At 38.8% G+C, this 23,147-nt stretch carries 27 protein-coding genes; 12 read left to right on the top strand and 15 right to left on the bottom strand.

Annotation, left to right across the window (positions count from 1 at the left end):
- The first annotated feature begins 253 nt into the window (after positions 1 to 253).
- The gene (locus FA584_RS05475; RefSeq protein ID WP_167750460.1) at positions 254 to 1,108 is read left to right on the top strand and encodes a D-amino-acid transaminase; all 855 of its coding nucleotides are present in this window, start codon (positions 254 to 256) and stop codon (positions 1,106 to 1,108) included.
- A 112-nt stretch (positions 1,109 to 1,220) separates the two neighbouring features.
- Positions 1,221 to 2,369: a GGDEF domain-containing protein gene (locus FA584_RS05470; RefSeq protein WP_167750459.1), complete on the top strand. Its 1,149-nt coding sequence runs from the start codon at positions 1,221 to 1,223 to the stop codon at positions 2,367 to 2,369.
- Here the strand turns inward: FA584_RS05470 and FA584_RS05465 are convergent.
- The gene (locus FA584_RS05465) at positions 2,366 to 2,890 is read right to left on the bottom strand and encodes a hypothetical protein (RefSeq protein ID WP_096046462.1); all 525 of its coding nucleotides are present in this window, start codon (positions 2,888 to 2,890) and stop codon (positions 2,366 to 2,368) included. The genes FA584_RS05470 and FA584_RS05465 overlap by 4 nt on opposite strands.
- Before the next feature lie 48 nt (positions 2,891 to 2,938).
- Positions 2,939 to 3,889: a DMT family transporter gene (locus FA584_RS05460; RefSeq protein WP_167750458.1), complete on the bottom strand. Its 951-nt coding sequence runs from the start codon at positions 3,887 to 3,889 to the stop codon at positions 2,939 to 2,941.
- Positions 3,890 to 4,028: 139 nt separating this feature from the next.
- Here FA584_RS05460 and FA584_RS05455 point away from each other — a divergent pair, with 139 nt between their 5' ends.
- The 4 genes from FA584_RS05455 to FA584_RS05445 all read left to right on the top strand — a co-directional run bounded on the left by FA584_RS05455 (position 4,029) and on the right by FA584_RS05445 (position 6,578).
- Complete coding sequence (locus tag FA584_RS05455) at positions 4,029 to 4,472, top strand: Crp/Fnr family transcriptional regulator (protein WP_228448599.1); 444 nt, start codon at positions 4,029 to 4,031, stop codon at positions 4,470 to 4,472.
- Positions 4,453 to 4,635 carry a cyclic nucleotide-binding domain-containing protein gene (locus FA584_RS14430; protein ID WP_228448598.1) on the top strand — a complete coding sequence of 61 codons (183 nt, stop codon included), beginning with the start codon at positions 4,453 to 4,455 and terminating at the stop codon, positions 4,633 to 4,635. The genes FA584_RS05455 and FA584_RS14430 overlap by 20 nt, the downstream gene beginning before the upstream one ends.
- A gap of 53 nt (positions 4,636 to 4,688) precedes the next feature.
- Complete coding sequence (locus tag FA584_RS05450) at positions 4,689 to 5,564, top strand: DMT family transporter (RefSeq protein WP_167750457.1); 876 nt, start codon at positions 4,689 to 4,691, stop codon at positions 5,562 to 5,564.
- Positions 5,565 to 5,663: 99 nt separating this feature from the next.
- A complete protein-coding gene (locus tag FA584_RS05445) occupies positions 5,664 to 6,578 on the top strand; it encodes an alpha/beta fold hydrolase (protein ID WP_167750456.1) in 915 nt (304 codons plus the stop codon).
- A gap of 33 nt (positions 6,579 to 6,611) precedes the next feature.
- On the opposite strand, the gene FA584_RS05440 is transcribed toward FA584_RS05445, so the two are convergent.
- Positions 6,612 to 7,493, bottom strand: coding sequence for an AraC family transcriptional regulator (locus FA584_RS05440; protein WP_167750455.1), 882 nt, complete (start codon positions 7,491 to 7,493; stop codon positions 6,612 to 6,614).
- A gap of 151 nt (positions 7,494 to 7,644) precedes the next feature.
- On the opposite strand from FA584_RS05440, the gene FA584_RS05435 reads away from it, so the two are divergent.
- A complete protein-coding gene (locus tag FA584_RS05435; protein ID WP_167750454.1) occupies positions 7,645 to 8,541 on the top strand; it encodes an EamA family transporter in 897 nt (298 codons plus the stop codon).
- A gap of 19 nt (positions 8,542 to 8,560) precedes the next feature.
- Here FA584_RS05435 and FA584_RS05430 read toward each other — a convergent pair whose 3' ends face one another.
- The 4 genes from FA584_RS05430 to FA584_RS05415 are packed head-to-tail and all read right to left on the bottom strand — an operon-like array spanning position 8,561 to position 11,886.
- A complete protein-coding gene (locus FA584_RS05430; protein WP_191342086.1) occupies positions 8,561 to 9,367 on the bottom strand; it encodes a PhzF family phenazine biosynthesis protein in 807 nt (268 codons plus the stop codon).
- A 34-nt stretch (positions 9,368 to 9,401) separates the two neighbouring features.
- Positions 9,402 to 10,448 (bottom strand): DUF4917 family protein, encoded by a 1,047-nt coding sequence (locus FA584_RS05425; protein WP_167750453.1) that lies wholly within the window; start codon positions 10,446 to 10,448, stop codon positions 9,402 to 9,404.
- A gap of 44 nt (positions 10,449 to 10,492) precedes the next feature.
- Positions 10,493 to 10,996, bottom strand: a complete 504-nt coding sequence (locus FA584_RS05420) for a M48 metallopeptidase family protein (RefSeq protein ID WP_096046454.1) — start codon at positions 10,994 to 10,996, stop codon at positions 10,493 to 10,495.
- Between the two features lie 2 nt (positions 10,997 to 10,998).
- Positions 10,999 to 11,886, bottom strand: a complete 888-nt coding sequence (locus FA584_RS05415) for a CHAD domain-containing protein (protein WP_167750452.1) — start codon at positions 11,884 to 11,886, stop codon at positions 10,999 to 11,001.
- A 216-nt stretch (positions 11,887 to 12,102) separates the two neighbouring features.
- On the opposite strand from FA584_RS05415, the gene FA584_RS05410 reads away from it, so the two are divergent.
- The 3 genes from FA584_RS05410 to FA584_RS05400 all read left to right on the top strand — a co-directional run bounded on the left by FA584_RS05410 (position 12,103) and on the right by FA584_RS05400 (position 16,720).
- The gene (locus tag FA584_RS05410; protein WP_167750451.1) at positions 12,103 to 13,263 is read left to right on the top strand and encodes a MotA/TolQ/ExbB proton channel family protein; all 1,161 of its coding nucleotides are present in this window, start codon (positions 12,103 to 12,105) and stop codon (positions 13,261 to 13,263) included.
- Complete coding sequence (locus FA584_RS05405; RefSeq protein ID WP_096046451.1) at positions 13,263 to 14,336, top strand: OmpA family protein; 1,074 nt, start codon at positions 13,263 to 13,265, stop codon at positions 14,334 to 14,336. Before FA584_RS05410 ends, FA584_RS05405 begins: the two co-directional genes overlap by 1 nt.
- Before the next feature lie 107 nt (positions 14,337 to 14,443).
- Positions 14,444 to 16,720: a bifunctional diguanylate cyclase/phosphodiesterase gene (locus tag FA584_RS05400; protein WP_167750450.1), complete on the top strand. Its 2,277-nt coding sequence runs from the start codon at positions 14,444 to 14,446 to the stop codon at positions 16,718 to 16,720.
- 24 nt (positions 16,721 to 16,744) lie between these two features.
- On the opposite strand, the gene blaOXA is transcribed toward FA584_RS05400, so the two are convergent.
- Positions 16,745 to 17,515 carry a class D beta-lactamase gene (blaOXA, locus tag FA584_RS05395; protein ID WP_369805692.1) on the bottom strand — a complete coding sequence of 257 codons (771 nt, stop codon included), beginning with the start codon at positions 17,513 to 17,515 and terminating at the stop codon, positions 16,745 to 16,747.
- Positions 17,516 to 17,648: 133 nt separating this feature from the next.
- Between blaOXA and FA584_RS05390 the strand changes: the two genes are divergently transcribed.
- Positions 17,649 to 18,881 (top strand): DUF711 family protein, encoded by a 1,233-nt coding sequence (locus tag FA584_RS05390; protein WP_167750449.1) that lies wholly within the window; start codon positions 17,649 to 17,651, stop codon positions 18,879 to 18,881.
- 23 nt (positions 18,882 to 18,904) lie between these two features.
- Positions 18,905 to 19,315 (top strand): VOC family protein, encoded by a 411-nt coding sequence (locus FA584_RS05385; protein WP_167750448.1) that lies wholly within the window; start codon positions 18,905 to 18,907, stop codon positions 19,313 to 19,315.
- A gap of 47 nt (positions 19,316 to 19,362) precedes the next feature.
- Here FA584_RS05385 and FA584_RS05380 read toward each other — a convergent pair whose 3' ends face one another.
- The 7 genes from FA584_RS05380 to FA584_RS05350 all read right to left on the bottom strand — a co-directional run bounded on the left by FA584_RS05380 (position 19,363) and on the right by FA584_RS05350 (position 23,085).
- A complete protein-coding gene (locus FA584_RS05380) occupies positions 19,363 to 19,875 on the bottom strand; it encodes a GNAT family N-acetyltransferase (protein WP_167750447.1) in 513 nt (170 codons plus the stop codon).
- Positions 19,876 to 19,899: 24 nt separating this feature from the next.
- Positions 19,900 to 20,262, bottom strand: coding sequence for a nitrogen fixation protein NifQ (locus FA584_RS05375; RefSeq protein WP_167750446.1), 363 nt, complete (start codon positions 20,260 to 20,262; stop codon positions 19,900 to 19,902).
- Positions 20,259 to 21,485, bottom strand: a complete 1,227-nt coding sequence (locus tag FA584_RS05370) for an RNA polymerase factor sigma-54 (protein ID WP_096046446.1) — start codon at positions 21,483 to 21,485, stop codon at positions 20,259 to 20,261. Before FA584_RS05370 ends, FA584_RS05375 begins: the two co-directional genes overlap by 4 nt.
- 198 nt (positions 21,486 to 21,683) lie before the next feature.
- Positions 21,684 to 21,980 carry a 2Fe-2S iron-sulfur cluster-binding protein gene (locus FA584_RS05365; protein ID WP_087438421.1) on the bottom strand — a complete coding sequence of 99 codons (297 nt, stop codon included), beginning with the start codon at positions 21,978 to 21,980 and terminating at the stop codon, positions 21,684 to 21,686.
- A 10-nt stretch (positions 21,981 to 21,990) separates the two neighbouring features.
- Positions 21,991 to 22,329 (bottom strand): hypothetical protein, encoded by a 339-nt coding sequence (locus FA584_RS05360; protein ID WP_087438420.1) that lies wholly within the window; start codon positions 22,327 to 22,329, stop codon positions 21,991 to 21,993.
- A 68-nt stretch (positions 22,330 to 22,397) separates the two neighbouring features.
- Complete coding sequence (locus FA584_RS05355; protein ID WP_096046445.1) at positions 22,398 to 22,763, bottom strand: nitrogen fixation protein NifZ; 366 nt, start codon at positions 22,761 to 22,763, stop codon at positions 22,398 to 22,400.
- The gene (locus FA584_RS05350; RefSeq protein WP_087438418.1) at positions 22,753 to 23,085 is read right to left on the bottom strand and encodes a nitrogenase-stabilizing/protective protein NifW; all 333 of its coding nucleotides are present in this window, start codon (positions 23,083 to 23,085) and stop codon (positions 22,753 to 22,755) included. The genes FA584_RS05355 and FA584_RS05350 overlap by 11 nt, the downstream gene beginning before the upstream one ends.
- Between the last annotated feature and the right edge of the window lie 62 nt (positions 23,086 to 23,147).

Raw genomic sequence — 23,147 nt, 5'->3', positions numbered from 1 at the left:
GTAAGAGTTTAGCAAGCACTAGAAGTTTAGGGGTCAGGGCTTGAGTTTTAACTTTTACATGTAAAGCCAATTCAACCCAAACTCCAATGCCTGTCAAAATAATATCTCTTTGATCTTTAAAACCAAAATAGAAAATCACCCAAACTTCTTTTTCAACGCTTTACATGTAAAAAAGAAACTTCTGCCTACTTATTGCACAGATGGCTAAGAAACCTTTTGATACAATATCGTATTATTTTTTTTGGAGTCTGTAATGAGCAGTATTGTTTTTTTAAACGGAGATTTTTGTAAAGAGGAAGATGCGAAAGTATCTATTTTTGATCGTGGTTACCTTTTTGGTGATGGTATCTACGAAGTGGTACCTGTTATCAATGGTAAAGTGATTGACAAAGCGCCTTTCTTTGAGCGTTTTGAAGGAAGTATGAGCAAAATTGGTCTTAAAGCACCTTTTTGTAAAACAGAGATTATTACCATCTTAGATACGTTGATTGCAAAGAATGACATCGTCGAAGGTGGTATTTATATGCAAGTCACACGTGGTGTTGCACCTCGTGAATTTTATTTCCCTGAAAATACCCCAACAACGTTTATGGCGTTTACCTTTAAAAAAGAGGTTATCAACCATCCTCTTGCAGAAATTGGTGTGAAGGTTGTCAGTTGTGCGGACATTAGGTGGAAAAGACGTGACATCAAGTCTATTTCACTCTTAGGTCAAGTCTTGGCAAAAGAAGAAGTCCACCAAAAAGGCGCATATGAGGGTTGGATGGTTGAAGATGGTTTTGTCACAGAAGGAACGTCTTCTGCGGCATTTATCATTAAAAATGGCGTGATTATCACACGTCCACTTTCTCATGCTATTTTGCCAAGTATTCGTCGTAAAGTGTTGATGGAAATCACGCATACCCATGGTATCAAAGTCGAAGAGCGTCTCTTTAGCATTGAAGAAGCACTCAATGCCGATGAAGCGTTTATGGCAAGTGCAACCGTTTTCCTTCTTCCGATCATTGAGATTGATGGTAAGCCTATCGGTAGCGGAAAACCTGGTGAAATGGTTAAAAAACTTCGTGCATTGTATGTCGAAGCCGCTCTTAAAGAAGCTAACGCGTAAAACAATATCAAGGGCAATAAAACTTTTCTATTGCCCTCATTTTGCTTTACATGTAAAAAGGAGCCTTCTTTCCTGCATTTTAGAATGTACACTTTAAGGAATAACAACTATTATGATTACACTTGCCAAAAACATTCAGTATTTTGTTGATATTATCGTTGCCAAATCATCATGTCAGGACAAAACGGAACTTTCAAGACTCAATCATTATGTTTGGATTACCCTTTTGATGGCACCAGTAGCACTAGGAACGAGCGCTTACAATGCTTATATCCACAATTTTACATTGTCTTTTTTGGTGATTCTCTTTTCCACACATCTTATCGGATCGTTAGTCTTTATTCCTAAGATGAAAGAGACATCTTTAATCTATCATATTTCCAACTTACTTTATGCTTTTTTAATTCTCTATATGATTTTCAATGCTACCGATACAGACAACTCACGTATTCTTTGGGCATATGTTTATCCTATTGGAACCATATTTTTATTTGGCAATCGTCTTGGTTTTTTGTACAGTTGTGTGCTTTTAGGCATGATCATTGGACTGTTTGGCATTGTCCCCGAAATTCATACGACGTATAGCATTCCTTTTCAAGTGCGTTTTAGTGTTACTTATATGACCGTTGCATTTATTAGTAGTTGGGTTGAGTATCATCGTTCACGTTATCAACAAGAGTCTATGAAAAGCCACAAAGCACTTTTTTTAGAGCAAATGAATCTCAAAGAAGAGATAGGACAACGTATTGAATTAGAAAAAGAACTGCAATACCTCGCCCAAACCGATACCTTAACAGGTCTCCATAACCGTCGGTATTTTCTCGAAGTAGCCGAACAAGAGTTTACACGCGCTGTACGTTACAACGGTTCTATCTGCTTTGCGGTTCTTGATGTGGATCAGTTTAAGAGTATTAACGATACCTTAGGACACCCTATAGGCGATGCTGTATTAAAAGCGCTTGCCAAGCACTGTTTAAAAAGTTTGCGCGACACAGACATTATGGCTCGTATTGGTGGTGAAGAGTTTGCCTTTTTACTTTTACATGTAAACGAAGAGCAAGCCAGAGCTAAGATGGAAACCTTGAACAAAGAGCTGAGCAGCCTTGAAATACCTTATGATGAAGGCAAAATTCTCAATTTCACTGTCAGCATTGGTTTAGCGATGTATACCCCTGAAATTAAAAGGCTTGATGAGCTTTACATCAAAGCCGATGCAAAACTCTATGAAGCAAAAGATGCGGGTCGTAATTGTGTTCGTTAATGTAAAGATTGTTTAGCAAAATTGTCTTTTTTGCTCGCACCGTTGATGTCATAACCATAACGGTTGTATCCACCGATGAAGATTTTTTGTGCGGGATCGAAGCTTTCAGAACATGCTTCTTTATCATATTTCACAACAAATTTTTTCTCATTTTCTTCAACACTTAAATAGTATTCAACCCCTTTATCGACCATCGCAATTTTGGAAAAGTCTTTACATTGCTTTTTCAAATCATCTGGCAAGGTATGGTATTTATTTAACTCGGCGAGAATTTGTTTGTACTGAGTCGTTTTTGAGTGAAAAAAGACTTTATTTTGCTCAGCATGGACATTTGTCACAACAAGCGATAGATCTTTTTGCGTAAAAGTATGCGGTAAACTAGGTGCTAAATTTTGAGCCATAAACGTTGCATACATCTCAGGAGTAATGTTAAATGGCAACGCCATCTTAGGAGTCTCAGCATACACACACGCCCCTAAAGCTAAACCTAAAATCAAACATGCTTTTTTAAGCGTTTTCATTCCTCAAATCCTTCTATATTTTGTAGTATTGTAACGCATTATTATGAATCAATCGTGAATAGCACACTCTTTTTCCTGAAAATAGATAAAAAATCCAAGCCCAATAAAAACTAAAATGATACCTAGCCATGCTTGTGCATTGGGTAGCGCTGTACCTAAAAAAAGCATCTCGCCTAAAAGAGCAAAGATCACCTCACTGGATTGGGTTGCATCGACAGCGGCAAGTTCGCTGGACGTATGCGCCTGATGACGTGCCAATAAAAAAAGTGTGGTCGCCACTAAACCTGAAAGAAGTGCCACTAAAGAAGTATTGAGCACTTGCCCCATTGAAGGCATCGGTGGATCAATAAAAAGAACCAAGACAATCCAAAAAGGCAACGAACCTAAAGAGAGGAGTAAGACTTTGTTAAAAGCATTCTCCAACAAAGGTGAGTCAATTTTAGGAAAATGTTTATGCCCATGTTTGGACTCCCAAACAAGCTGATTACCAAACGGATAGCAAAACGCCGCAATCAATACAGGAAAAGCACCTTTTGCAAACTCCACAAAGTGAAAGGTCGTGATATGAGACGTGTTGATAAGACCAACTCCTACCACAACAATCGTTGAAAAGACCCAAATGCGCTTAGGAAATACCCTACCAAAAAACATCAAAACAAACAATGAAGCGATAATGGTCAACTGCCAAGTTGCCGCAATGACCCAACCCGGTGCATAATCGGCACTAAAACACAAAAGAGCGTAAAAACACCCAAAGCCGATACTTCCCGCCACCGTCCAAAAAAGCCAATGTTCCACATAAAGTTTCAAAAGCGCTACAACTGTTTTACGCCCCTGAAAAAGGCGAATGACGATGAGTAAAAACAGTATCATAAAAACATAACGCAGTGATGCTGACCAGACCCAATGCCCTCCTTCTAAACTCATCAAACGATTGAGCACAAAAGTAGAGCTAAAAAAAAGACCCGATACCAAACCAAGAGCGATCAATGCTGCCATATATCTTTCCTAAAAATTCTATAACTAGAACACCATTATACCCATACTTACGCCAAAGCAGTGGTTGAAAAATAGGCTTTTGCACTTTACATGTAACCTAAAATTGATTATGATAGAATTGTTTCATAAAGGAGACTAAATGGAGAATGAGGCACGCTATTATGAACAGTTTTATGAAATTCTAAACCGTTATTCGCCCATTAGTGATGATGCATTCGAACTCCTTAAACCCCATCTCAAACTCAAGTGCATACCAAAAGGGACGTTACTTCAAGACAACTACACACCAGCAGCACATGCGATCTATTTTATTTGCAAAGGATTGTTGCGCACGTATTATCTTCATGAGCAAAGCACGATCTACACCAAAAATCTCTTTATGGAAAACTACTTTTCTGCCTCAGTTGTTTCGCTTTTAAGTGGTGAAAATTCCTATTTGTGCATTCAGGCATTAGAGCCAAGTACCATCATCGAAATTAATTATGAAGGCTATCGTCATCTTATTGATACGCACGATGCTTTTAAAAACTTTTATATCCGCTACCTTGAGCAAAATTGGATCATTGAAAAAGAAAAAAAATGAGATTTCCCTCATCATTGACAATGCGACCATACGCTATCAAAACTTTCTCGAAAAATTTCCTGACATTGAAAAAAGAGTTTCGCAACATCACATCGCAAGTCATCTTGGCATCACTCCCACACAACTAAGCCGCATTCGTAAAAGCCTCAACCTATGTAAATGACAATCCCCATAAAATCCGCTACGATAACGTTCTAGATTTATCAAAGGATTTTAATGTCAAACGAATTCAAAGCTCATGTGATGGTACTTCTTGCGACATTTTTGGTCGCAGGTTCCTTCATCCTCTCCAAAAAACTTGCAGGTATTGTTCACCCTATTTCACTCACCTTGCTTCGTTTTACGATTGCAACTTTTGTCCTTGCACCGTTTGTTCTTTTTTATGCGAAAAAACGCGCTCTCATTTTTTCAACATTTCCAAGGGCTATGCTTATTAGCTTTTTTTATGTGCTCTATTTTCTTCTATTTTTCAAGGCATTAGAGTACACCGATGCGCTAAGTACCGGTACACTTTACACGCTTGTTCCCCTTGTCACCGCAACTTTATGTATCTTTTTCTTTCGTGATCGCATCCCTTTAAAGCAACTCTTTATCTACATCTGCGGTATCATCGGTACACTCATCGTCGTTTTCAAAGGTGACATACAGCTCCTTTTACGTTTTTCACTCGGGCAAGGTGAATTCATCTTTTTGGGTGCTGTTGTGAGCATGGCGCTTTACTCCATTTTTATGAAGATTGTCCACAAAAAAGAGGATGATATGAGTGTGCTTGTTTTGATGACACTTTTAAGTGGTACGTTTTGGCTTTTAGGTGCCAAAGTGTTGTGGAACATTCCATTAGAATGGCAGAACCTTAGTATAAAAGACCTAGGTTATTTGCTCTACCTCTCAGTAATCGCTACGTTTATCACAGCATATTTGTACCAACGAGGTACAGTTCTTATTGGTCCTAAAAAAGTTATGGCGTATATCTATCTTAGCCCTGCAAGCATCGCGTTACTCCTTTATTTTTTTGAAGGTGCAACACTTTCAGCGGAAGTGTGTGTTGGCATTGCCATTTCTACCATTGCAACATTTTTATTGTTAAAATGAAACACAAAAGTATCTCTTTAGCGTTACATGTAAAGATTTTAAAGCAGAAATTCTCATCATGTGATAAAATATCACATATTACAATGACGGAGAGGTGCAATGGCTATAACGGATTATTTCAAAGGGTTTGAGCGAAAAATGATCGACGTGGGTGATAATGTACAGATCAACACCCTCATCGGTGGTAAGGGTGAAGAGGTCATTTTACTGCTGCATGGGCATCCTGAAAGTTACCTCATCTGGCGAGACATTGCCCCTGAGCTTGCCAAAAAATATACCGTTGTTGCCACTGACCTTAGAGGCTATGGCAATAGCTCCAAACCCAAAGGCTTGCCTGATCACTCTAACTACTCTAAACGTGTGATGGCACAAGACCAAGTGAGCGTGATGCAAAAACTAGGCTTTTCAAAGTTTCACATTGTGGGGCACGATCGAGGTGCGCGAGTATGTCACCGCCTCATGCTTGACCATCCTGAAAAAGTACTCACCTGCTCGATGATGGACATACTCCCAACGCTCGACATGTACGAACAGACCAATCGTGAGTTTGCAACCAAATACTGGCACTGGTTTTTCTACATCCAAGCATATGACTTTCCTGAGCGTTTTTTGGGAGCTGATCCTGAGTATTTCATCCGCAACAATCTCCTCAAAAAAGCCACACCTGAGGCGCAAAAAAACTTTCCTGAAGATGTCTTGCAAGAGTACATTCGCCATTACAGTAATCCGGCAACCGTGCATGGCATTAGCGAAGATTATAGAGCATCAAATACCATTGACCTAGAACACGATAAAATCGACAGACCTTTTACCATCAAAACACCTCTCCTCGTTCTTTGGGGAGCCAATGGCGTGGTTGGCAATATCTGGAATGTCTTAGAAGGCTGGCAAAAATACGCCTGCGACGTTCAAGGCTTTGGGGTAGAAAATTGCGGGCATTTTGTACCGGAAGAGAAACCAAAGGTTGTAGTAGAAGCGTTGTTGAAATTTTTGGAAGAGAAAAAAATAAAGTAGAGACATCACTTGATGTCTCTTTACATGTAAACGCTAAACATACTTCACCGGCAGATAGTACGTACACTTAAAAAGTCCATCATCACTTAAAAAATGATTCTTTTCAAAGATAGTGTATGAGGGAATCGTGATCGCTTCATATCCGCTCTCAGGAAGCCATTCGTGGTAAACCCATTGAATGAGTTTAAGCATATCGTTGTATTGCCCCTCTACCTCAAACGTTGCGCAAAGTCCATCGTACATCTCAAAAATAGGTAAGCTCGTATTTTTCAATTTTTTGCCATCCATGGGCGCAATGCACGCTACGTAAGAACATTCGTGAAGTGGTGTAATGATGGGATTGTCATGGTAGATGGCGATCTGCTCGTACTGCTCTATCTCGTTGGTATAAACCCAAGCCATCATCTTTTGCCATATTTGTACCGCTTGACGGTTGTAACCTTTTTGCCTGATGTAGTAAACACTTTTGGGTTTTGTTTTGACTATTTTGGCTTCCAAATGTGAAAAGTCGGTATGGGTGAGTAAGGCATTACATGTGCCACTTAAAATGGCATTGGAGTACGCTTTGTAGCCGCCATTGCGCCACAGTTTTGGGGTTTGGGAAAAGCGCTCTTTAAACACCCGAATAAATGAAGTTTGGGAGCTATACCCACACATATTGGCGATTTGCGTGATGGTTGAGTATTTGTTTGTGATGAGTAGATTGGACGCTTTTTGCAATCTGACAGAGCGAATCGTTTCGTAGATGTTGCTACCCGTTTGCTCTTTAAAAATGCGGTGAAAGTGAAATTTGCTCAACCCAAACTCAGCCGCCAACTCGTCAATATTGATCTGCGTTTCAATATGATTATTGATGTAATTGAGCAGATCATTGGCTAATTTACTATGCGTTAGATTGGTCTCTTTTCGTCGCATTTGCGCATCCTTTCACGTTACATGTAAGAATTTTAGCAAAATATAATAATTTTATGAGCACAAATAGATAACTTTTAGAGCAACACTAGTGAAGAATTAATTTTTTTTTACGGATATGATTTCACCCATACTAAATTATTGGGAGCATTTCATGCAAAAAAAAGACTTCTTACTGGCGGTTTTCATTACATTTGTATGGGGGATTAATTTTTCCATCATCAAGCTAGGACTCCTCTCCTTAAATCCCTTTATGCTCGCAGGGCTTCGCTTTTTGCTTTGTGCCATACCGCTCATTTTTTTTATCAAAAAGCCCAATGTCTCAATGGTGCATATTGCAAGTTATGGGCTCATCTTTGGCGTTGGACTGTGGGGTATGGTCTCTTTGGGCATTTACTTTGGCATATCAGCGGGCGTTGCTTCTTTGGTGTTACAACTGAGTGCTTTTTTTACGGTCATCTTAGGTTCTATTGTTTTACATGAAAAAATCCAACTGCATAAAAAGTTAGGATTTGTCACAGCGCTTGTGGGTATTGCTTTTATCATCAGCATTACCGATGGCACGGTCACTTACTTAGGACTTTCTCTGGTACTTGTAGGTGCTATCTCGTGGAGTATCGCTAATATCATTGTTAAAAAAACAGGAACTAAAGAGGTCTTTGCGTTTTTAATTTATGCGAGTATCTTCTCGCCGATTCCTCTTTTTTTGTTGGCGTACCTTACGCAAGGCGATAGTGTGTTTGTAAACTTTTTCGAAAATCTTGATGGCAAAGCCATCTTTTCCATTCTCTTTCAAGTGTACCCTACAACCCTCATGGGCTACTGGGTTTGGAACTCACTCCTGCACAAATACCCAGCATCAAGCGTCGCACCTCTGTCACTTTTAGTGCCTATATTTGGGCTTCTTGGTTCTTACTTTGTGTTCAACGAGCCAATCGGAAGCTTAAAGATTAGCGCTTGTTTTTTGATTATCTTAGGGCTTATTATCAATACGTTTGGTAGTAATTTTAAGTTCAAAAGAGTGTTTGAGAAAACCAGAGACATCGGATGATGTCTCTTTACATGTAAAGCTAAAATGGAATACTAATACTGCCTTCCAAATACGCTTTGCACGCGCCCGAGATAAAAATACGCTCTTCCGTGACACGACAATTTAGCACACCCGTACGTTGAGAAGCCTGCAAAGCTACAAGTTCAGTTTTACCCAAACGCTTCGCCCAAAAAGGCGCCAACCCTGCGTGGATAGAACCCGTCACGGGGTCTTCCACGCCACCGTTCGCAGGCCAAAAGTAGCGCGATGCAAAGTCATACTCCACACTAGGAGCGGTCACCACCACGTCAAGAGGGGCAAGGGTTTTGAGCTTTTCAAGATCAGGTACGACCTTTTTAACATCGTCCTCACTTGCATACACCGCAAAGTACGCTTGTTGGTTTTTGTGAAATTCAAGTGGCGTTATGAAAAGCCCTGTTTTTAACGCTTCGGGAACTTCGCTAACACGCTCAGGCGCACGATTGGGGAAACTCATTTCAATCAGTCCATTGTCACGCAAATTCACCTCAATAGTATTGACCGCTTTCGCCCAAAATTTGATAGTGCCTTTTTCGCCAAGATAGTTAAAAATAACATACGCACTCGCCAAAGTCGCATGACCGCAAAAGTCGATCTCTTTCAGCGGTGAGAACCAACGGATTTCATAAATACCTTCATTATTTTTAACAAAAAAAGCCGTTTCAGAAAGATTGTTTTCAGACGCAATGCTTTGCATCATACTTTCAGACAACCAACTATCTAGCGGCATAACAGCGGCTTGATTACCTTTGAAAAGTTCTTTGGTAAAGGCATCTACGATGTAGATGGGAAATTTGGAGAATTTCATTATTGTGTCCTATATTTTTAGTTGTAAGATGTAATTACATATTCCAGACATGTACTGTTTTTGCATCAAATATATGTACTTTACACTTAAATTTTGATTTAATTCTTTCAATATGTTTTTGATCACTTTCTGAATAAACACCGATATAAACACTCCACAATTTATCTGATACCTTTTTACCATTTTTTGCGGCAATATTGATTGCTTTGATTATATGCTCATCATATTCACCAAAATTAAAACCAAATGTAATTAATGACCCTTCAATTTTAGAAAGGCTTTCATAGCAATAGGATAAGTAATAATTGTGCAAAATATGTTCTAATTTTTGTTCACTAGTTCCAGCAGTTACAAAAACAGGATATTCTTTCTGTTCCAATCTATTTTTTATTTTTTCCATAATGTAATGTTCAGAATCATATTCTTCTTTAATAATATTTACGCCAGTATCAAATAATGGTAATGCACCATGCAAATAATAAATTGTTTGCTTTTCTTTATGTTTTCCCCAACGTAGTTCTGAATATTCTATATCATCCACATAGTCAATATCTTCTTCTTTCTCTCTTCCAAAACCATCAATTGCATTAGGAATATTATCTCTATTTCTCATCAAAACCCAATAAAGTAAAACATCATAATTTGTTGTAAAAATCTTTCCATCTTTTTCCAAATAGCTATTTAAAAATGCAGCGCAAATATCACTTTTTTCTTCAGAGATTTTAAATACATGCTCTGGGTGTAAATCTTCAATTGCATTAATTAGGCTATTCTTTAACTTAGCACTCGCTTCTTTGACTTTATTCTTTAAGGCTTCATCAGAACCAAAGATATCAACTAATTCACTAAAATTATCTAATTGTTTCATTACTAGTTCGAAGTTTTTTGTATTAATAATTTCAAAAAGCTTAGAAAGAAGGTCATTGTCAAGTTTGTCAATAAATTGGTGCAGAGCATTATATGAGAATATATTTGCATCATATGCCATACTAAAACCATTACCTAAAAGTAGGTGCTTTGTTCTTTTGCTTTTAGTTAAATGTGCTATAACTTCATCATAAGTTTCAAGTTTCAGCTCCATATTAGATACTCCTTTCTTCTCTCTATTATTTTTACATGTAAAACCTAATACAACTTCCCAAACAAATCCAAATGCGTCAAATAAAGCCTGACGTCAAACTCCAACTGATGATAACTCGGCTCCATTTTTTCGCACAGGGCGTAAAAGGCTTTGTTGTGCTCTTTCTCTTTGAGATGGGCGAGTTCGTGTACACAAATCATTTTTAAAAAAGGCTCTGGGGTGTTTTTAAATAGGGTTGCCACTCGGATTTCGCTTTTACTTCTAAGGCGTCCTCCATGGTTTTTGATGGTAACACGGTGCAAGCCAAGCGCGTCGTTGATGTCGTTGATCTTGCCATCGTAGAGCACTTTGGTGATGGGCTCACTTTTGCGAAGGAACTCTGTTCGTATCTCCATCACATAAGCATACAGCGCCTTGTCACTTGTCAGATTGTGCGTGGTTGGGTACTTGGAAAGTAGGTACGCTCCTAATTTTTCTACTTGAATAAGATGGCGAATCTGATCTTTGAGATGTTCAGGATAATGAGCGATGTATTCTAAATCTGGCACAATTAAGACTCTTTACATGTAAAGATTTTTTCAAATTTTTCGTGCATAGTTTGGAGGATATCCTTAGTCGATTTTTCGATGCAGACACGCTTATCATTGTCAATTTCTTCTTCTAAAAGCGCAATGACCTTTTGGAGTGCCACACTGTTGGCGCTATTATAACGTTTGATACGCTCGATTTGGGTATTTTTGTCTTGCACTTTACCAAAAGCATTTTGAATTGGCTTAAAACTTTTAGCAAACTGTTTGAAAGATAAAGCATCACAGGTATAACGGAGTTTTTTGTAGTGGAGTCTTAGTTTATGAAATTTTTCATTGGAAGATTTTATATCAAGCTTTTTGGAGAGTTTAGCAATCTTTTTGAGACGCTTTTCGATGATGGCTTTGATATGGCGGAACAGTTTTTCTTCGGATTTAGGAAGGCAGAGCTTTTCATCATTCTGTAATTCGGTTAACTCTTCAATGATCTTGGCTTGAAGCTTGGGCGTAAATTTTGTTTCAAAACTACGATACGCCAACTCCTTTTCTGCCAAAAGTTGTGTTTGGAGATGTTCAACATCATCCCAATACTGATCGTCAACTTTTTGCTTATAGGCATCAAGCGACTCTATAAAAACGTCAAGATCACGCATTTCGTTGGTCTCTTGCTGGAGAACTTTGAGCGTTTTATCAAGGACAAATTGACGTTTTTCATCCATAAACTCGCTAAATTCCAAGCAAATAGAGCGTGCTGTGCGAATGTAAACACGGTACTGATGCAAGCTTTCAGGGTCTTTGGTTTGTAAAAAAGCCTTTAAATGCGTCGCAATATTTTCAATAGTACCATGAAGTGTCGTTTTAAGCAACTGCTTAATGCTATGACGTTCTAAAAAATCTTTTTTGGAGGACATGAATGAACCTTAAAGAGGTTAAGGAAAGGCATTTGAAAAGTGATACACAGTGCGGTATCTCTCTCACCACAGAGTTTTTAGTATGATAAATTGTAGTCTTTTAATATTAATCTCACGTTAATTATAAGCAATTTGAAGCGCTTGTTAAGCATCTGTATAAAAAGAAGCGTTATAATAGTCCATAAAGAAATTATAGATACTTTACAAAGGCTTTTTATGAACGAAGACATGAACGAAACACTCCAAAATCTCGCATCACTCGAAACACCCCAACGTAGCTGTGCTTTTGTCTATCTGAAGCTCATTTTACTTCCAACGTTAGCATATATCTATTTTTTACTGGGTTTTTTAGACATTCTTCATTTTAAAGTAGGTATCCATAGTATTATTCTTATCGGATTTATCTACATTGTTTCACTCATTTTTGCCAAACACAATGGTGAACTGGGTGCTTGTACATTTCTTCGCTATGCTAAAGAGTTTCAAACTGAACTTCACGAGTATGTTTCCAAAAACCTCATGCCTATCGGTAGTAGCGTCAAGTCCAATGCATCTTTTGAGAATTTCATCGATGCCTATGCCAAACGCATTCGCAATGACAACTACGCTTCTGTTGCGGCTTCTATCTTCCCAACGATGGGTATTTTAGGTACGTTTATCTCTATCGCGTTAACCCTGCCTAATTTTTCTTCGCAAACAGCAGGCGCTTTGGAAAATGAGATAACCCTTCTTTTAAGTGGTGTTGGCACAGCGTTTTACGTCTCCATCTATGGTATCTTACTCTCACTTTGGTGGATCTTCTTTGAAAAACGAGGACTCAGCCGTTTTGATAAAGAAGTTGCCCTTATTCAAGAGTCAACCGCATCACTGTTTTGGTCAAAAGAAGAGATAGAACATGCGTATTTGCAAGAAAATCTTCAACATTTTGATCGCATTGGAAGAATGTTTGAACACCTTAGTTCCAACGACTTTTTTGAGCGTCTAGGTAAAAATATTGAAGCGAAATTTGAGCTCTTTGATGAAATGCTCACACTAGAAGCGGCAGCGGTCAAAAGAGGTGCTGAGCACATCAAAGACGGCATGGAAATGCTTGCAAAATCGCAGGAAAAACAGCGCGACTTGGTACATGTTTATGAAGATATGCTCACCAAACTCAACCAATTCAACGAGAACACAACTACGTTACATGTAAAGATGGCAGAGAGCAATGAAGAGATGATAGCAACCAACCAAGAGATGCTTCGAGTCCTTAAAGCAACGAGTGTTGCACACAATGAAGCACCTTCGAATGAAGAAGTTGAATCACTCAAAGAGAGCTTGAAGATCATCGATGCGGAAACCGAAGAGATTATCCAAAAAATGGATGCGTTAAAATAATGCGTTACAACCGATCTCAAAGCTCAGACCAAAACTTTTGGGTTTCATACGCTGACCTCATGGCAGGACTGTTGTTTGTTTTTATTTTGCTTATTGGCGCGATTGTTGTCAAATATGTCTATGTACAAACCGATCTTAAAGGGATCAAAAACGATCTTGAAGAGCAAAAAAGAGTTTTGCAGCTTAGCCAAGAAGAGTTGATACAGAAAAAGCAAGATTTTTTAAGGCTACGTTCTGACATGAATGTCACAAGTGCTTCGTTGCAAATCGCACAAGAGTTACTTGCTCAAAAAGAGAATGATCTCAATGTAAGCACTGCAAAACTCCAACTCAGCGACAGAGAAATTGAAAGCCTCAAAAAACTCTTGCTTGACACAGAGCTTGCTCGTGATGAAGTGAAAGGTGAACTTGTTGCAAGCCAAATGGAACTTGGGACAACGACCCAAACGCTTAAGCTAAAAGAGGGTGAGCTTGCTTTGTTAAGTGCAAAATTGCTGGAGAGCACTGCTGCGCATCAACAGTTAGTTGAAGATCTAAATTTAACAAAATCTCGTATCAAAAACCTCACGGGTATTCGCATCAAAGTGATACAAGAACTTAAAGAAAAACTGGGCAAAAAAATCAACATTGACCCCAACAGTGGTGCAATTCGTCTGCCTGCTTCCGTACTCTTTGACGTCGGTTCGTATGAGCTTAAACCTGAAGCGAAAAAACAACTGACAGAGACACTGCAACCCTACCTTGATGTACTGTTAAATGATGCTACGATACGTGAAAATATCGACCATATCGTCATTGAAGGGCACACTGACTCTGATGGGTCTTACATGCACAACCTTGATCTTTCGCAAAAGAGAGCCTATTCGGTTATGGCGTTTATCTATTCTCTCGATGAAAAACGTACGGCACTTCTTCAAAAATACCTCAGCGCCAATGGACGAGCTTACAGTGATCGTATCTTTAAAAATGGGGTTGAAGACAAAGAAGCTTCAAGGCGCATTGAAATCAAATTTAACCTCTCAAATAAAAAAGCCATTGAAGAGATCGAAACCTTTTTAAAACGTAAAGAATAAATAAAGAAGGCAAAATGCCTTCTTTATTTTTGGCACTTTATTCCATCTTTTATTACATGACCAAGAAATTATGTTATGATTAATCATTGTGACAAAAGGAGTTTCTTTTGGCTACTCTTCAAAAAAATATTTGGACTATTTTTTATATCCTTTTAGCAAGTGCGCTTCTCTTTTTAGGCATTGTTTCGTACATTCAACTGAACAGTATCCATCAAAAATACGAGACGGATCAAATCAATCTGGTCAAGCTTGTTTCCAATGCAACCGACTCTCTTTTCCTAACCCAAGAGATGATGCTCAATATTTTAGGAAATGAAATTGCTAAAGAGCACAATACACGTATTTTTGATGACCTACGTGCTCTTAATCCTTCGGTTGTCTCTTTTGGCTTTACCGATGTTGAAGGTACGTATCTCTATACCAGCTCTAATTTTGATAAATCAAAACGTCCCAATTTAAGAACGGAAGCGGTTACACGAGACTCCTTCGATTATACACTCACCCAGAAAAAGATGGTACTAGGAAGAACCTATTTTATTGCGGGGAGCGGGCGTTGGGGCATTCCCATTCGCAAAACAGCTTATGATGAATTGGAGCAACCTATTGGCGTCATGACAGCAGGCATTGGAATAGAAGGCGCTTTTAAGATTTATACCGAAAATCTTTCCTTGGGTGATTACAATACTGTGACCCTCATTCGAGATCGTGATCACTTTGTCCAATTTCAATCCTCTAACCATGAAATATCTAAGAATCTTTACGAAGCACCTCTTCCCAATCATTTTTTGCAAACTCTATTTAACGATATTAGCCAAAAATACAACATTTCGATTGAAGAGATGGAACAAAAAAGTGAAATTTATACGGTTGAAACTTCTTCAATTGAGGGAAGACGTATACAAATCGCTCTTAAATATGAACCTCGTTACGAACTATGGATACTCTCAGAGGTAGATCATTCTCAAATTATGTATGATTTCATTCAAAATTTGATTATTTATGGGCTTATCTTTATCGTCATACATATGATTTTATTTTTACTCTTCAAAATGGTTGCAAATGCAGAGAACAAACGAAGAGCAGATTTGACGTTCCAAGCCACCCACGATACACTCACGCAACTACCCAACCGTAATTATTTACAACAATACATTCAAGATTGGATGGATCATAGAGCTCGACCTTTTAATCTCTATTATATCGATATGGACCATTTTAAAAATATCAATGACAGTTTTGGTCATTATTTTGGGGATATGGTTCTGATTGAATTTTCAAAACGTCTCTTAAGTCTTGTTCAAAAAGAGAGTGTTGTGATTCGACAAGGTGGTGATGAATTTATTATTTTGAGTTCTTATTTGATAGATGACGACACTAAGCTTCTTTCACATATACAAAATATGACAAAAGAGTTGTTAAAGCCCTATCATATCAAACAATTTAACTTTGTTATTGGCGTGAGTGTCGGTATTGCCAAGTACCCAGAACATGGCACGACCTTAGATATGCTTTTACGGGCTTCCGATATTGCCATGTATGAAGCTAAAAAACAGCGAAATAGCGTTCATCTTTTTCTGCCCTCCATGCAAGAAGGCTACCTTAACCGTGTCAATGTTGAACAAGCCCTGCACAAAGCTCTAACAAATAATGAACTCTATATGGTGTACCAGCCACAAGTAGATAAGCATGGCGTTATTTATGGTGTTGAAGCACTTATAAGGTGGCAAAGTGAAGAGCTGGGACTAGTTCCTCCAGATCAATTCATCCCTATCGCCGAAGCATCCGGACTTATGCCTCAACTTGGACATTTTATTATGAGTACAACCCTCAAAGAGATGAAAGCATTACAAATGGAACTCGGCACATCTTTTCAAACTTCTGTCAATATTTCCATCAAACAATTTATGGAAATCCATTTTTTAGAAAAACTGACTAAAGAGATAGATCGTGCAAAGCTAGCATCTATTTCATTGTGCCTTGAAATTACGGAGAGTTTGTTTATTGAAGATATTGACTACATTTTGCCACTTTTGCAAAAAATACGCGGTATGGGATTGCATATTTCGATGGACGATTTTGGTACGGGCTATTCTTCTTTAAGTATCTTACGCAAGTTGCCTATTGATGAGTTAAAAATCGACAAAAGCTTTGTGGATACAATTTTAAATGATATTACAGCTGAGAAAATGGTTCAAAACATCATTATGATTGGTAAAAATTTAGACTTATATATTTTAGCGGAAGGAGTGGAAACGCAAGAGCAAGAAGCCATGCTAAAAAGCTTAGATTGTGACAGGTTTCAAGGCTACTTTTATGCAAAACCTTTAAGATATGATGCGCTCAAAGAATTTTTTGAGCAAAATCACCCACACATGAGCTCGTAAATTATTTTTACATGTAAAGATAATTCACTCAACAATACCCTTATTTTTTAGTGCTTGTACCGTCATAAGTTTACGAAGAGGAAGCTCATCGGTTGATTCAATGACAAGATTGGTCGCAAAGAAATAAACTCCTTTTGGACTCTCTACATACCCTACATACCAGCCATGGTGCTCTGCATCTTTTGGTACTGCCCAACCTGTTTTCGCTCGAATGATATAATTTTCACCCTGCTCGTCGATCATGATACTTTTGAGTAAATCCATATGTTCTTGCTGAAACGGTAAAGCATTTTTGTAAAGCTTTTTCAAAAAGGCTATCTGCTCATAAGCGCTAATGCGGAGCTCTCCATCGAGCCAAAAACGCTCAACATTATGCCCTGTTGTTTCATTGCCATAGTGAAGCTTCTGTAGATACTCATTGTACTTTTCCAACCCGATCTTACGTGCAAAAGACTGATAGCACCAGACACACGAACTTTTAAAGGCAGATTTGAGTGTTTGGTCTTGATTCCATGCTCTCACACTTCGTTCTACTTTGTCCCAAACAATGATCGAGTCTGCGTTAACCACACCTTCTTGAAGCGCTATGAGTGTATTGGGAATTTTAAACGTCGAAGCGGGAAGCAGAGGCATGTTGGCGCGCTCATCGTTGTACACAGAGTGTTCTGTACCGTCTAATGACTCGATGAGCATTGTCCCTGTTATAGTTTCATCATCAAAAAGTTTAGCAATCATTGCATCTTCCGCATATAACGAACAAAACAATCCAAGCACAAATATTACTTTCAAAAACATTGGCACCCTTTTCAATGAACTCTTTTAAATTATATCCTTTTACAGCCTATAAAATAAGCATTTAATACAATTTTACACCTTTACATCTCAAAATGATTTAGCTATCATTTTGTAAATCGCTCAAGGAAGATCGATGGTAAAAGAAAGCCTCAAAAATAAAGATTTATGTAAAATTCGCACCATTACCTCCTTTGTGACATTAGACAAAGAAAAAAGCACTTGGGAAGAAGCGATTTTTAAAGCAGCGAGCTTTGGTGGCGATTTAGCACATGAATTTAAAACGCATGGTTACCATGTTCAATCCATTCGCATTGTGACCAATCCTTTTGGAGAGTATCTTCATACCTCTTCATATCATGCTGTTCTCAAAGACATGCAAGCCCTTGCTACGGTACTCAAAAGTCCATCTATGCCAAAAATCCGTATTCGATTTGCTATCGGTGAAGCTAAAACAGAAGAAGAGATCGCTCTTTTACCTGAGATGATCAAAGCCTTTGGCGATATTTGCAACGCGTGTGTGAATATTAGTGTCGATGAACTCGGCATCGTTGATCGTGACTTAACACTGTGTTGTGCCAAAGCGGTAGAAGAGATCGGTCACATTACTCCACGAGGCGAAGGCAACTTTAACTTTACGATTAACTATAACTGTAAGTCACACATTCCCTATTTTCCAGCGTCTTACCATAACAGCCATGATGAAAACTGCTTTGCTCTTGGACTTGAAACGCCTGACCTCCTTGTAGAAGCACTCAAAAGTCTCAAAAAAGAAAAAAATCATAATCTTAAAATGCAAAAATCCTATGCCATTATGCGTGATGCGTTACAGTACCACATTACTGAAATTCTTGACATTACCCATGCTTATGCGCATCCTTACAAAACCAACTTTGCGGGCATCGATACCTCCGCTGCACCGTCAAAAAACTGCGCTTCGATGGTCGATGTCTATAAACTTTTGGGCGTGCCTTTCTTTGGTGCCGCAGGAACGCTTGAAGCTTCTGCCCTGTTAACCAAAGTCTTTAAGGCGCAAAAGGGATGTGAGCTCATCGGTTTTTCAGGATTGATGCTCGCCGTTGTAGAAGATCAAGGCTTAGCCGATGCGACCACACGCCATGAATTTGACATCAGAGCTTTGCTTCAATACTCCGCAGTGTGTGGCATCGGGCTCGATACCGTACCCATCGAAGGAGACACATCGGTGGAAAAAATTGCCGCTATCTGCGCCGATACAGGAACACTTGCCTTTAGACTCAATAAACCCCTCACCGTCAGACTCTTTCCCGTCCCCAATCTCAAAGCGGGTGATAGGACACAGTTTGAAAGCGATGATTTGTGCAATAGCATGGTTTTAAAAGTCCTCTAAATCTTTACATGTAAAGGAAAACAATGAAACCCTACATGAGTATGATTACCTTAGGGGTCAGCGATATGGCGAAGTCTATTGCGTTTTACCAAAAAGGGCTGGGATTTCCTAGGCTTGAGCCTTATGAAGAGAACATTGCATTCTTTACGCTCAACGGAACATGGCTTGCGCTCTATGAGAAAAAAGCACTCGCAGAAGATGCCAACGTCGCATTTGATGAAAGTACCTTTCATGGTGTTACTCTTGCGCATATGCTTGGCAGTGAAGCTGAAGTGGATGCACTCTTTCAAGAAGCCATCAAAGCAGGTGCGACCCCTACCAAACAACCTCAAAAAGTATTCTGGGGCGGATACAGCGGCTATTTTAAAGACCCTGACGGTCATTTATGGGAAATCGCGCACAACCCTTTTTTTACAATAGAAACACACGCATAATAAATGCATTTTGCTCTGGAATAAGGCTTTACATGTAAAGTCTAAACTCACCCTTCCGTAGGATTTTTGGGGCCATCCAGTTGAAGTTCGTAAAAGGCTAAATCAAGCCATTGACCAAATTTGTACCCTACTTTGTGGACAATCCCCGAAAGCACAAAGCCTAATTTTTCGTGCAGATGAATGCTCTTGGTATTAGACGCATCAATGCCTGCAACGATGGTGGCGTACCCTTTGGCATTGGCATCGTCGATGATGGTTTGAAGCAAAGCCCTTCCAAAGCCGTGCTTGCGAAAATCTTTGTGAACGTACACCGAATGCTCAATCGTATATTTGTAAGCAGGACTGCTCCTAAAAGAACCATAGGTTGCATAGCCAACAACGTTCCCATCGTGCTCATACACCCACAGAGGATAGCCTTCTTCGTTCTTTTTGTGGAACCACTGTTGTCGTTCTTCTAATGTTTTTGCCACATAGGTATAAACAGCAGTAGTATTTAAAATCGCATCATTGTAAATTGTTAAAATGGCTTCCAAATCATTTTCGTCGGCAAACCGAATCATTGTTTTGACCTTTTTAAAGATGCTTTATCCTGCCAACTGGCATGCAAAGCAGTTCGAATTGTCTTTACATGTAAAGCAAAAAGGTGCCACTCTGTTGATGGAATCGTAGAGAAATTTCTTCCACAATTTGTCGACAGGTTTAATTTCAGCCAGTTTTGGGAAATGGCATCTCATGTATTTTCCCATCTGCACACGATTTTTAAACCCCATTGCTTCATAGAGATGATTCATCTGCAAAGACATAGCGGCAATATGCGGTGCTATGACATACTTTGAATAGCGATTTTTGGCATAGCCTTGTAAAAAAACCATCACTTCGCGCTCAAGTTTGAGCATCTCAAGTTTGCTGTATCTGCTATCACTGCTCTCATGTGTAGTTGTATTCATGCTTGTACCTTATAGATTTTCTTGCGCTCTTTAGATGATGCTACGTTCATCAATTTGCGGTATTTGGTGATGGTGCGTCTCACCATCTTAATGTTAAAACGTTTTTCAATGCGCTCCAATAAATCATCATCGGTGAGCGGCTCACTTTTATCTTCGTATTCTATCAGTTGATTGATAAAATTCTTTATTTCCGAAGATGAAAGCTCTTTGGATGAGACCGCATTGGTAAAGAACGATTTAAGTGGAAAAATTCCCTGCTTAGACTCAATGTATTTATTTGAGATGGCTCGTGAGATGGTGGACTCTGCAAACGAGAGCTCATCGGCAAGTGTACTCATATTGAGTGGTTTTAATTCACCACCGACAAAGAAAGAGAGCTGCCTCTCTACCACTAAAAGAACGATCTTATATAGCGTTGTTTTGCGAAGTTCCAAAAGATTGACGATGTCACGCGCCTCTTTGAGCTTCTCTTTGATGTTCTCACTCTTACTTGAAAACGGGTCGGTGATGAGAATATCAGGATAATAGTCGTTGTTGATACGTAGTTTAATATCATCATCTACTTCAACAAAAAAATCGGGAATAATCTGTTTAGGTGTTGATTGATACTCTAAAGCGGGCGGATTCGCAAATTTTTTAATGACCGCTTTGGCTTCTTCAAAACGCCCATGCCTTGAAAATTTATCGACCTTGGCCATCTGATCGATCATCTTGAGAACTAGATTATATAGTTCATCGTCAATGTCATCGCTGAGAGCATCTAATTGAAAAACAAACGATTCTTTGCTATCTAGCGCACCAACACCATATGGCTCAAGTTTGGAAAAACGCTGACGAATACGCTCAACATATTCTGTATACACACCACACGTCTGTGCAATTTTTTCCATATCGCCATCAAAATAGCCCTCATCGGTAATGTCACACAGTATTTCATGGGCGACTTTTTGAGAAATAGGTGTTGGGAAAAGGGGTGGTACAATCTGCTCAATGATTTTTTCATGCAAAGACTCACTACCCAGTACCAACTCTTCGACGATACCATGGCTAGAACCTAGGTTTTGTTCAAAGGGGCGCTTAACCTCTAAAAAAGGGTTTTCGTACGACAATGTTTCAAGGTGCGTACTTAACTCTTGAAGAGGAAGCTGTAACAGTGGGAGCCAAAGTTTTAAAGAGAGGTTTAGACTCTGCTTTTGTTTGAATTCTAGGTTGATACTTCTCATGCGTAAATTATGCCCAAAGCTCTGGTGTTTTTAGAAGTTATTGCTGCTTAATTTTTACGCATATAGTTTGTATTTTTCAGAAACACCATAACAATGTAGATATGAATTTGGATGAAAAGGTACAGGAGAGATAACGTAGTGTGCAAAGTATTACTGTGAACACTACGTTAGAGTTCTTCAAGAACTCTTAGAACAATCTTAGTATTTAATTCTTACAACGCCGTTTGGCTTGTCGATTTTCATCTGACATGCAAGACGAGTGTTTGGAGTACAGGTGCCAAAGCAGATCTCTTTAAGCACTTTAACTTCTTTTTCATTTTTTGGAGACAAAAACTCCATACCTTGAACGATCTCAACAGCACATGTGCCACATTGACCATCACGGCAACCAAAAGGAAGCGCACTACCACTTGCTTCAACAACATCTTGAATCGTTGCGCCCGGTTTTACATTAATTGCTAAAAAATCATTGATAATTTCTACTCTTGTTGTCATACGTGATCCTTTACTTTTTAAATGGTTTAATTAAAACATCGCCCTTGATCATCATCATTGAAGCGATGCGCACTTTTGGGCTAACTGTGAACTGTTGGCAAATATCAGCATCTTCTTGGCTAATAGCGCCAAGTTTTACAAGCTCATCAAGCTCTTCGTCTTCCATGTAACTGGTAGGCTCTTCTTCGCTAATATTCTCAACATTTATCAAACATGTTGAATGGTCTTTAGGATCAAAAGTGATAGGAATCCCCTTCTCTTTTGCTAAACGCACCACTGGTTCGCCTATTTTGGCATCGTAGATACCATCTTTTTCTTTATCAAAATGCATAAAGATTACTTTCGCCATGACTTTTCCTCCTTACTAAGATTTGTTTTATTCGTTTTCTTTCAGAACTTTTTTTATGACTCTTATGATTAACTTTGGTTATAGTGATTCATCATCCATTCAACTTCTTCGGCTTCAAGATCACGATAAGGCTCAAGTGCTTCAAGCTCATGTTCCCGACATCCAATGACCTCAACAACCGCCTCTGCATCTAAAAAATGAACTTCGTACACACGAATGACTTGTAAAAACTCACCAATAGTACGAATGTACCCCACTGAGCCTTTTTTAATCATCACCTCACCGATTTTAAGATAAGGATAGGTTCCATCATTCTTAACATCTTCCAAAAGTTGTACTTTTTGCCCCAGAAAAAATTTCGCTTTTGGCTCATCTTTCCCCGAAAGTTTTGCGGTCACACTATCATGCAAAACAATTTCATCATTAGCAGGCACAGTTTCCTCCTTCCGATGATATAGCACATGCTAAACACCCTTTGGCTTTGCCGTCTTCCAACATTCCCCAGACTTCGGCCGCACTAGGAGCATGTCCATGTTTGTAATCCATATAAACACGAATCAAAGCAAACTTTAGAAAATCCATCAGGTATTTTTCATTACCATTAAAATTCTCAAACCCTTTTTTAATAAGGGTTCCATACTCTTTCATAATATGAAAACGCTTGACTTCAACGATGTGCTTATCGTACTCAACACCAAAAAACTCAAAAAAATCTTCTGCATCTTTTAGTTTGTAATATTGATCCAACGTTTTCATTTTTTATCCTTTTCACTATTTTTATAGATGCTTTAACACAAAACAAGAAGCTTGACCTCATG

It is taken from the genome of Sulfurospirillum diekertiae (genome assembly GCF_011769985.2).
GTDB classification, from domain to species: Bacteria; Campylobacterota; Campylobacteria; order Campylobacterales; family Sulfurospirillaceae; genus Sulfurospirillum; species Sulfurospirillum diekertiae.
This window is presented reverse-complemented; position numbering and strand designations above follow the sequence as displayed.

Bases quoted from the DNA above. Each gene is read 5' to 3' on its own strand.
- FA584_RS05475 (WP_167750460.1), top strand. From the start codon at position 254: ATGAGCAGTATTGTTTTTTTAAACGGAGATTTTTGTAAAGAGGAAGAT.
- FA584_RS05470 (WP_167750459.1), top strand. From the start codon at position 1,221: ATGATTACACTTGCCAAAAACATTCAGTATTTTGTTGATATTATCGTT.
- FA584_RS05465 (WP_096046462.1), bottom strand. From the start codon at position 2,890: ATGAAAACGCTTAAAAAAGCATGTTTGATTTTAGGTTTAGCTTTAGGG.
- FA584_RS05460 (WP_167750458.1), bottom strand. From the start codon at position 3,889: ATGGCAGCATTGATCGCTCTTGGTTTGGTATCGGGTCTTTTTTTTAGC.
- FA584_RS05455 (WP_228448599.1), top strand. From the start codon at position 4,029: ATGGAGAATGAGGCACGCTATTATGAACAGTTTTATGAAATTCTAAAC.
- FA584_RS05450 (WP_167750457.1), top strand. From the start codon at position 4,689: ATGTCAAACGAATTCAAAGCTCATGTGATGGTACTTCTTGCGACATTT.
- FA584_RS05445 (WP_167750456.1), top strand. From the start codon at position 5,664: ATGGCTATAACGGATTATTTCAAAGGGTTTGAGCGAAAAATGATCGAC.
- FA584_RS05440 (WP_167750455.1), bottom strand. From the start codon at position 7,493: ATGCGACGAAAAGAGACCAATCTAACGCATAGTAAATTAGCCAATGAT.
- FA584_RS05435 (WP_167750454.1), top strand. From the start codon at position 7,645: ATGCAAAAAAAAGACTTCTTACTGGCGGTTTTCATTACATTTGTATGG.
- FA584_RS05430 (WP_191342086.1), bottom strand. From the start codon at position 9,367: ATGAAATTCTCCAAATTTCCCATCTACATCGTAGATGCCTTTACCAAA.
- FA584_RS05425 (WP_167750453.1), bottom strand. From the start codon at position 10,448: ATGGAGCTGAAACTTGAAACTTATGATGAAGTTATAGCACATTTAACT.
- FA584_RS05415 (WP_167750452.1), bottom strand. From the start codon at position 11,886: ATGTCCTCCAAAAAAGATTTTTTAGAACGTCATAGCATTAAGCAGTTG.
- FA584_RS05410 (WP_167750451.1), top strand. From the start codon at position 12,103: ATGAACGAAGACATGAACGAAACACTCCAAAATCTCGCATCACTCGAA.
- FA584_RS05405 (WP_096046451.1), top strand. From the start codon at position 13,263: ATGCGTTACAACCGATCTCAAAGCTCAGACCAAAACTTTTGGGTTTCA.
- blaOXA (WP_369805692.1), bottom strand. From the start codon at position 17,515: ATGTTTTTGAAAGTAATATTTGTGCTTGGATTGTTTTGTTCGTTATAT.
- FA584_RS05390 (WP_167750449.1), top strand. From the start codon at position 17,649: ATGGTAAAAGAAAGCCTCAAAAATAAAGATTTATGTAAAATTCGCACC.
- FA584_RS05385 (WP_167750448.1), top strand. From the start codon at position 18,905: ATGAAACCCTACATGAGTATGATTACCTTAGGGGTCAGCGATATGGCG.
- FA584_RS05380 (WP_167750447.1), bottom strand. From the start codon at position 19,875: ATGATTCGGTTTGCCGACGAAAATGATTTGGAAGCCATTTTAACAATT.
- FA584_RS05375 (WP_167750446.1), bottom strand. From the start codon at position 20,262: ATGAATACAACTACACATGAGAGCAGTGATAGCAGATACAGCAAACTT.
- FA584_RS05370 (WP_096046446.1), bottom strand. From the start codon at position 21,485: ATGAGAAGTATCAACCTAGAATTCAAACAAAAGCAGAGTCTAAACCTC.
- FA584_RS05365 (WP_087438421.1), bottom strand. From the start codon at position 21,980: ATGACAACAAGAGTAGAAATTATCAATGATTTTTTAGCAATTAATGTA.
- FA584_RS05360 (WP_087438420.1), bottom strand. From the start codon at position 22,329: ATGGCGAAAGTAATCTTTATGCATTTTGATAAAGAAAAAGATGGTATC.
- FA584_RS05350 (WP_087438418.1), bottom strand. From the start codon at position 23,085: ATGAAAACGTTGGATCAATATTACAAACTAAAAGATGCAGAAGATTTT.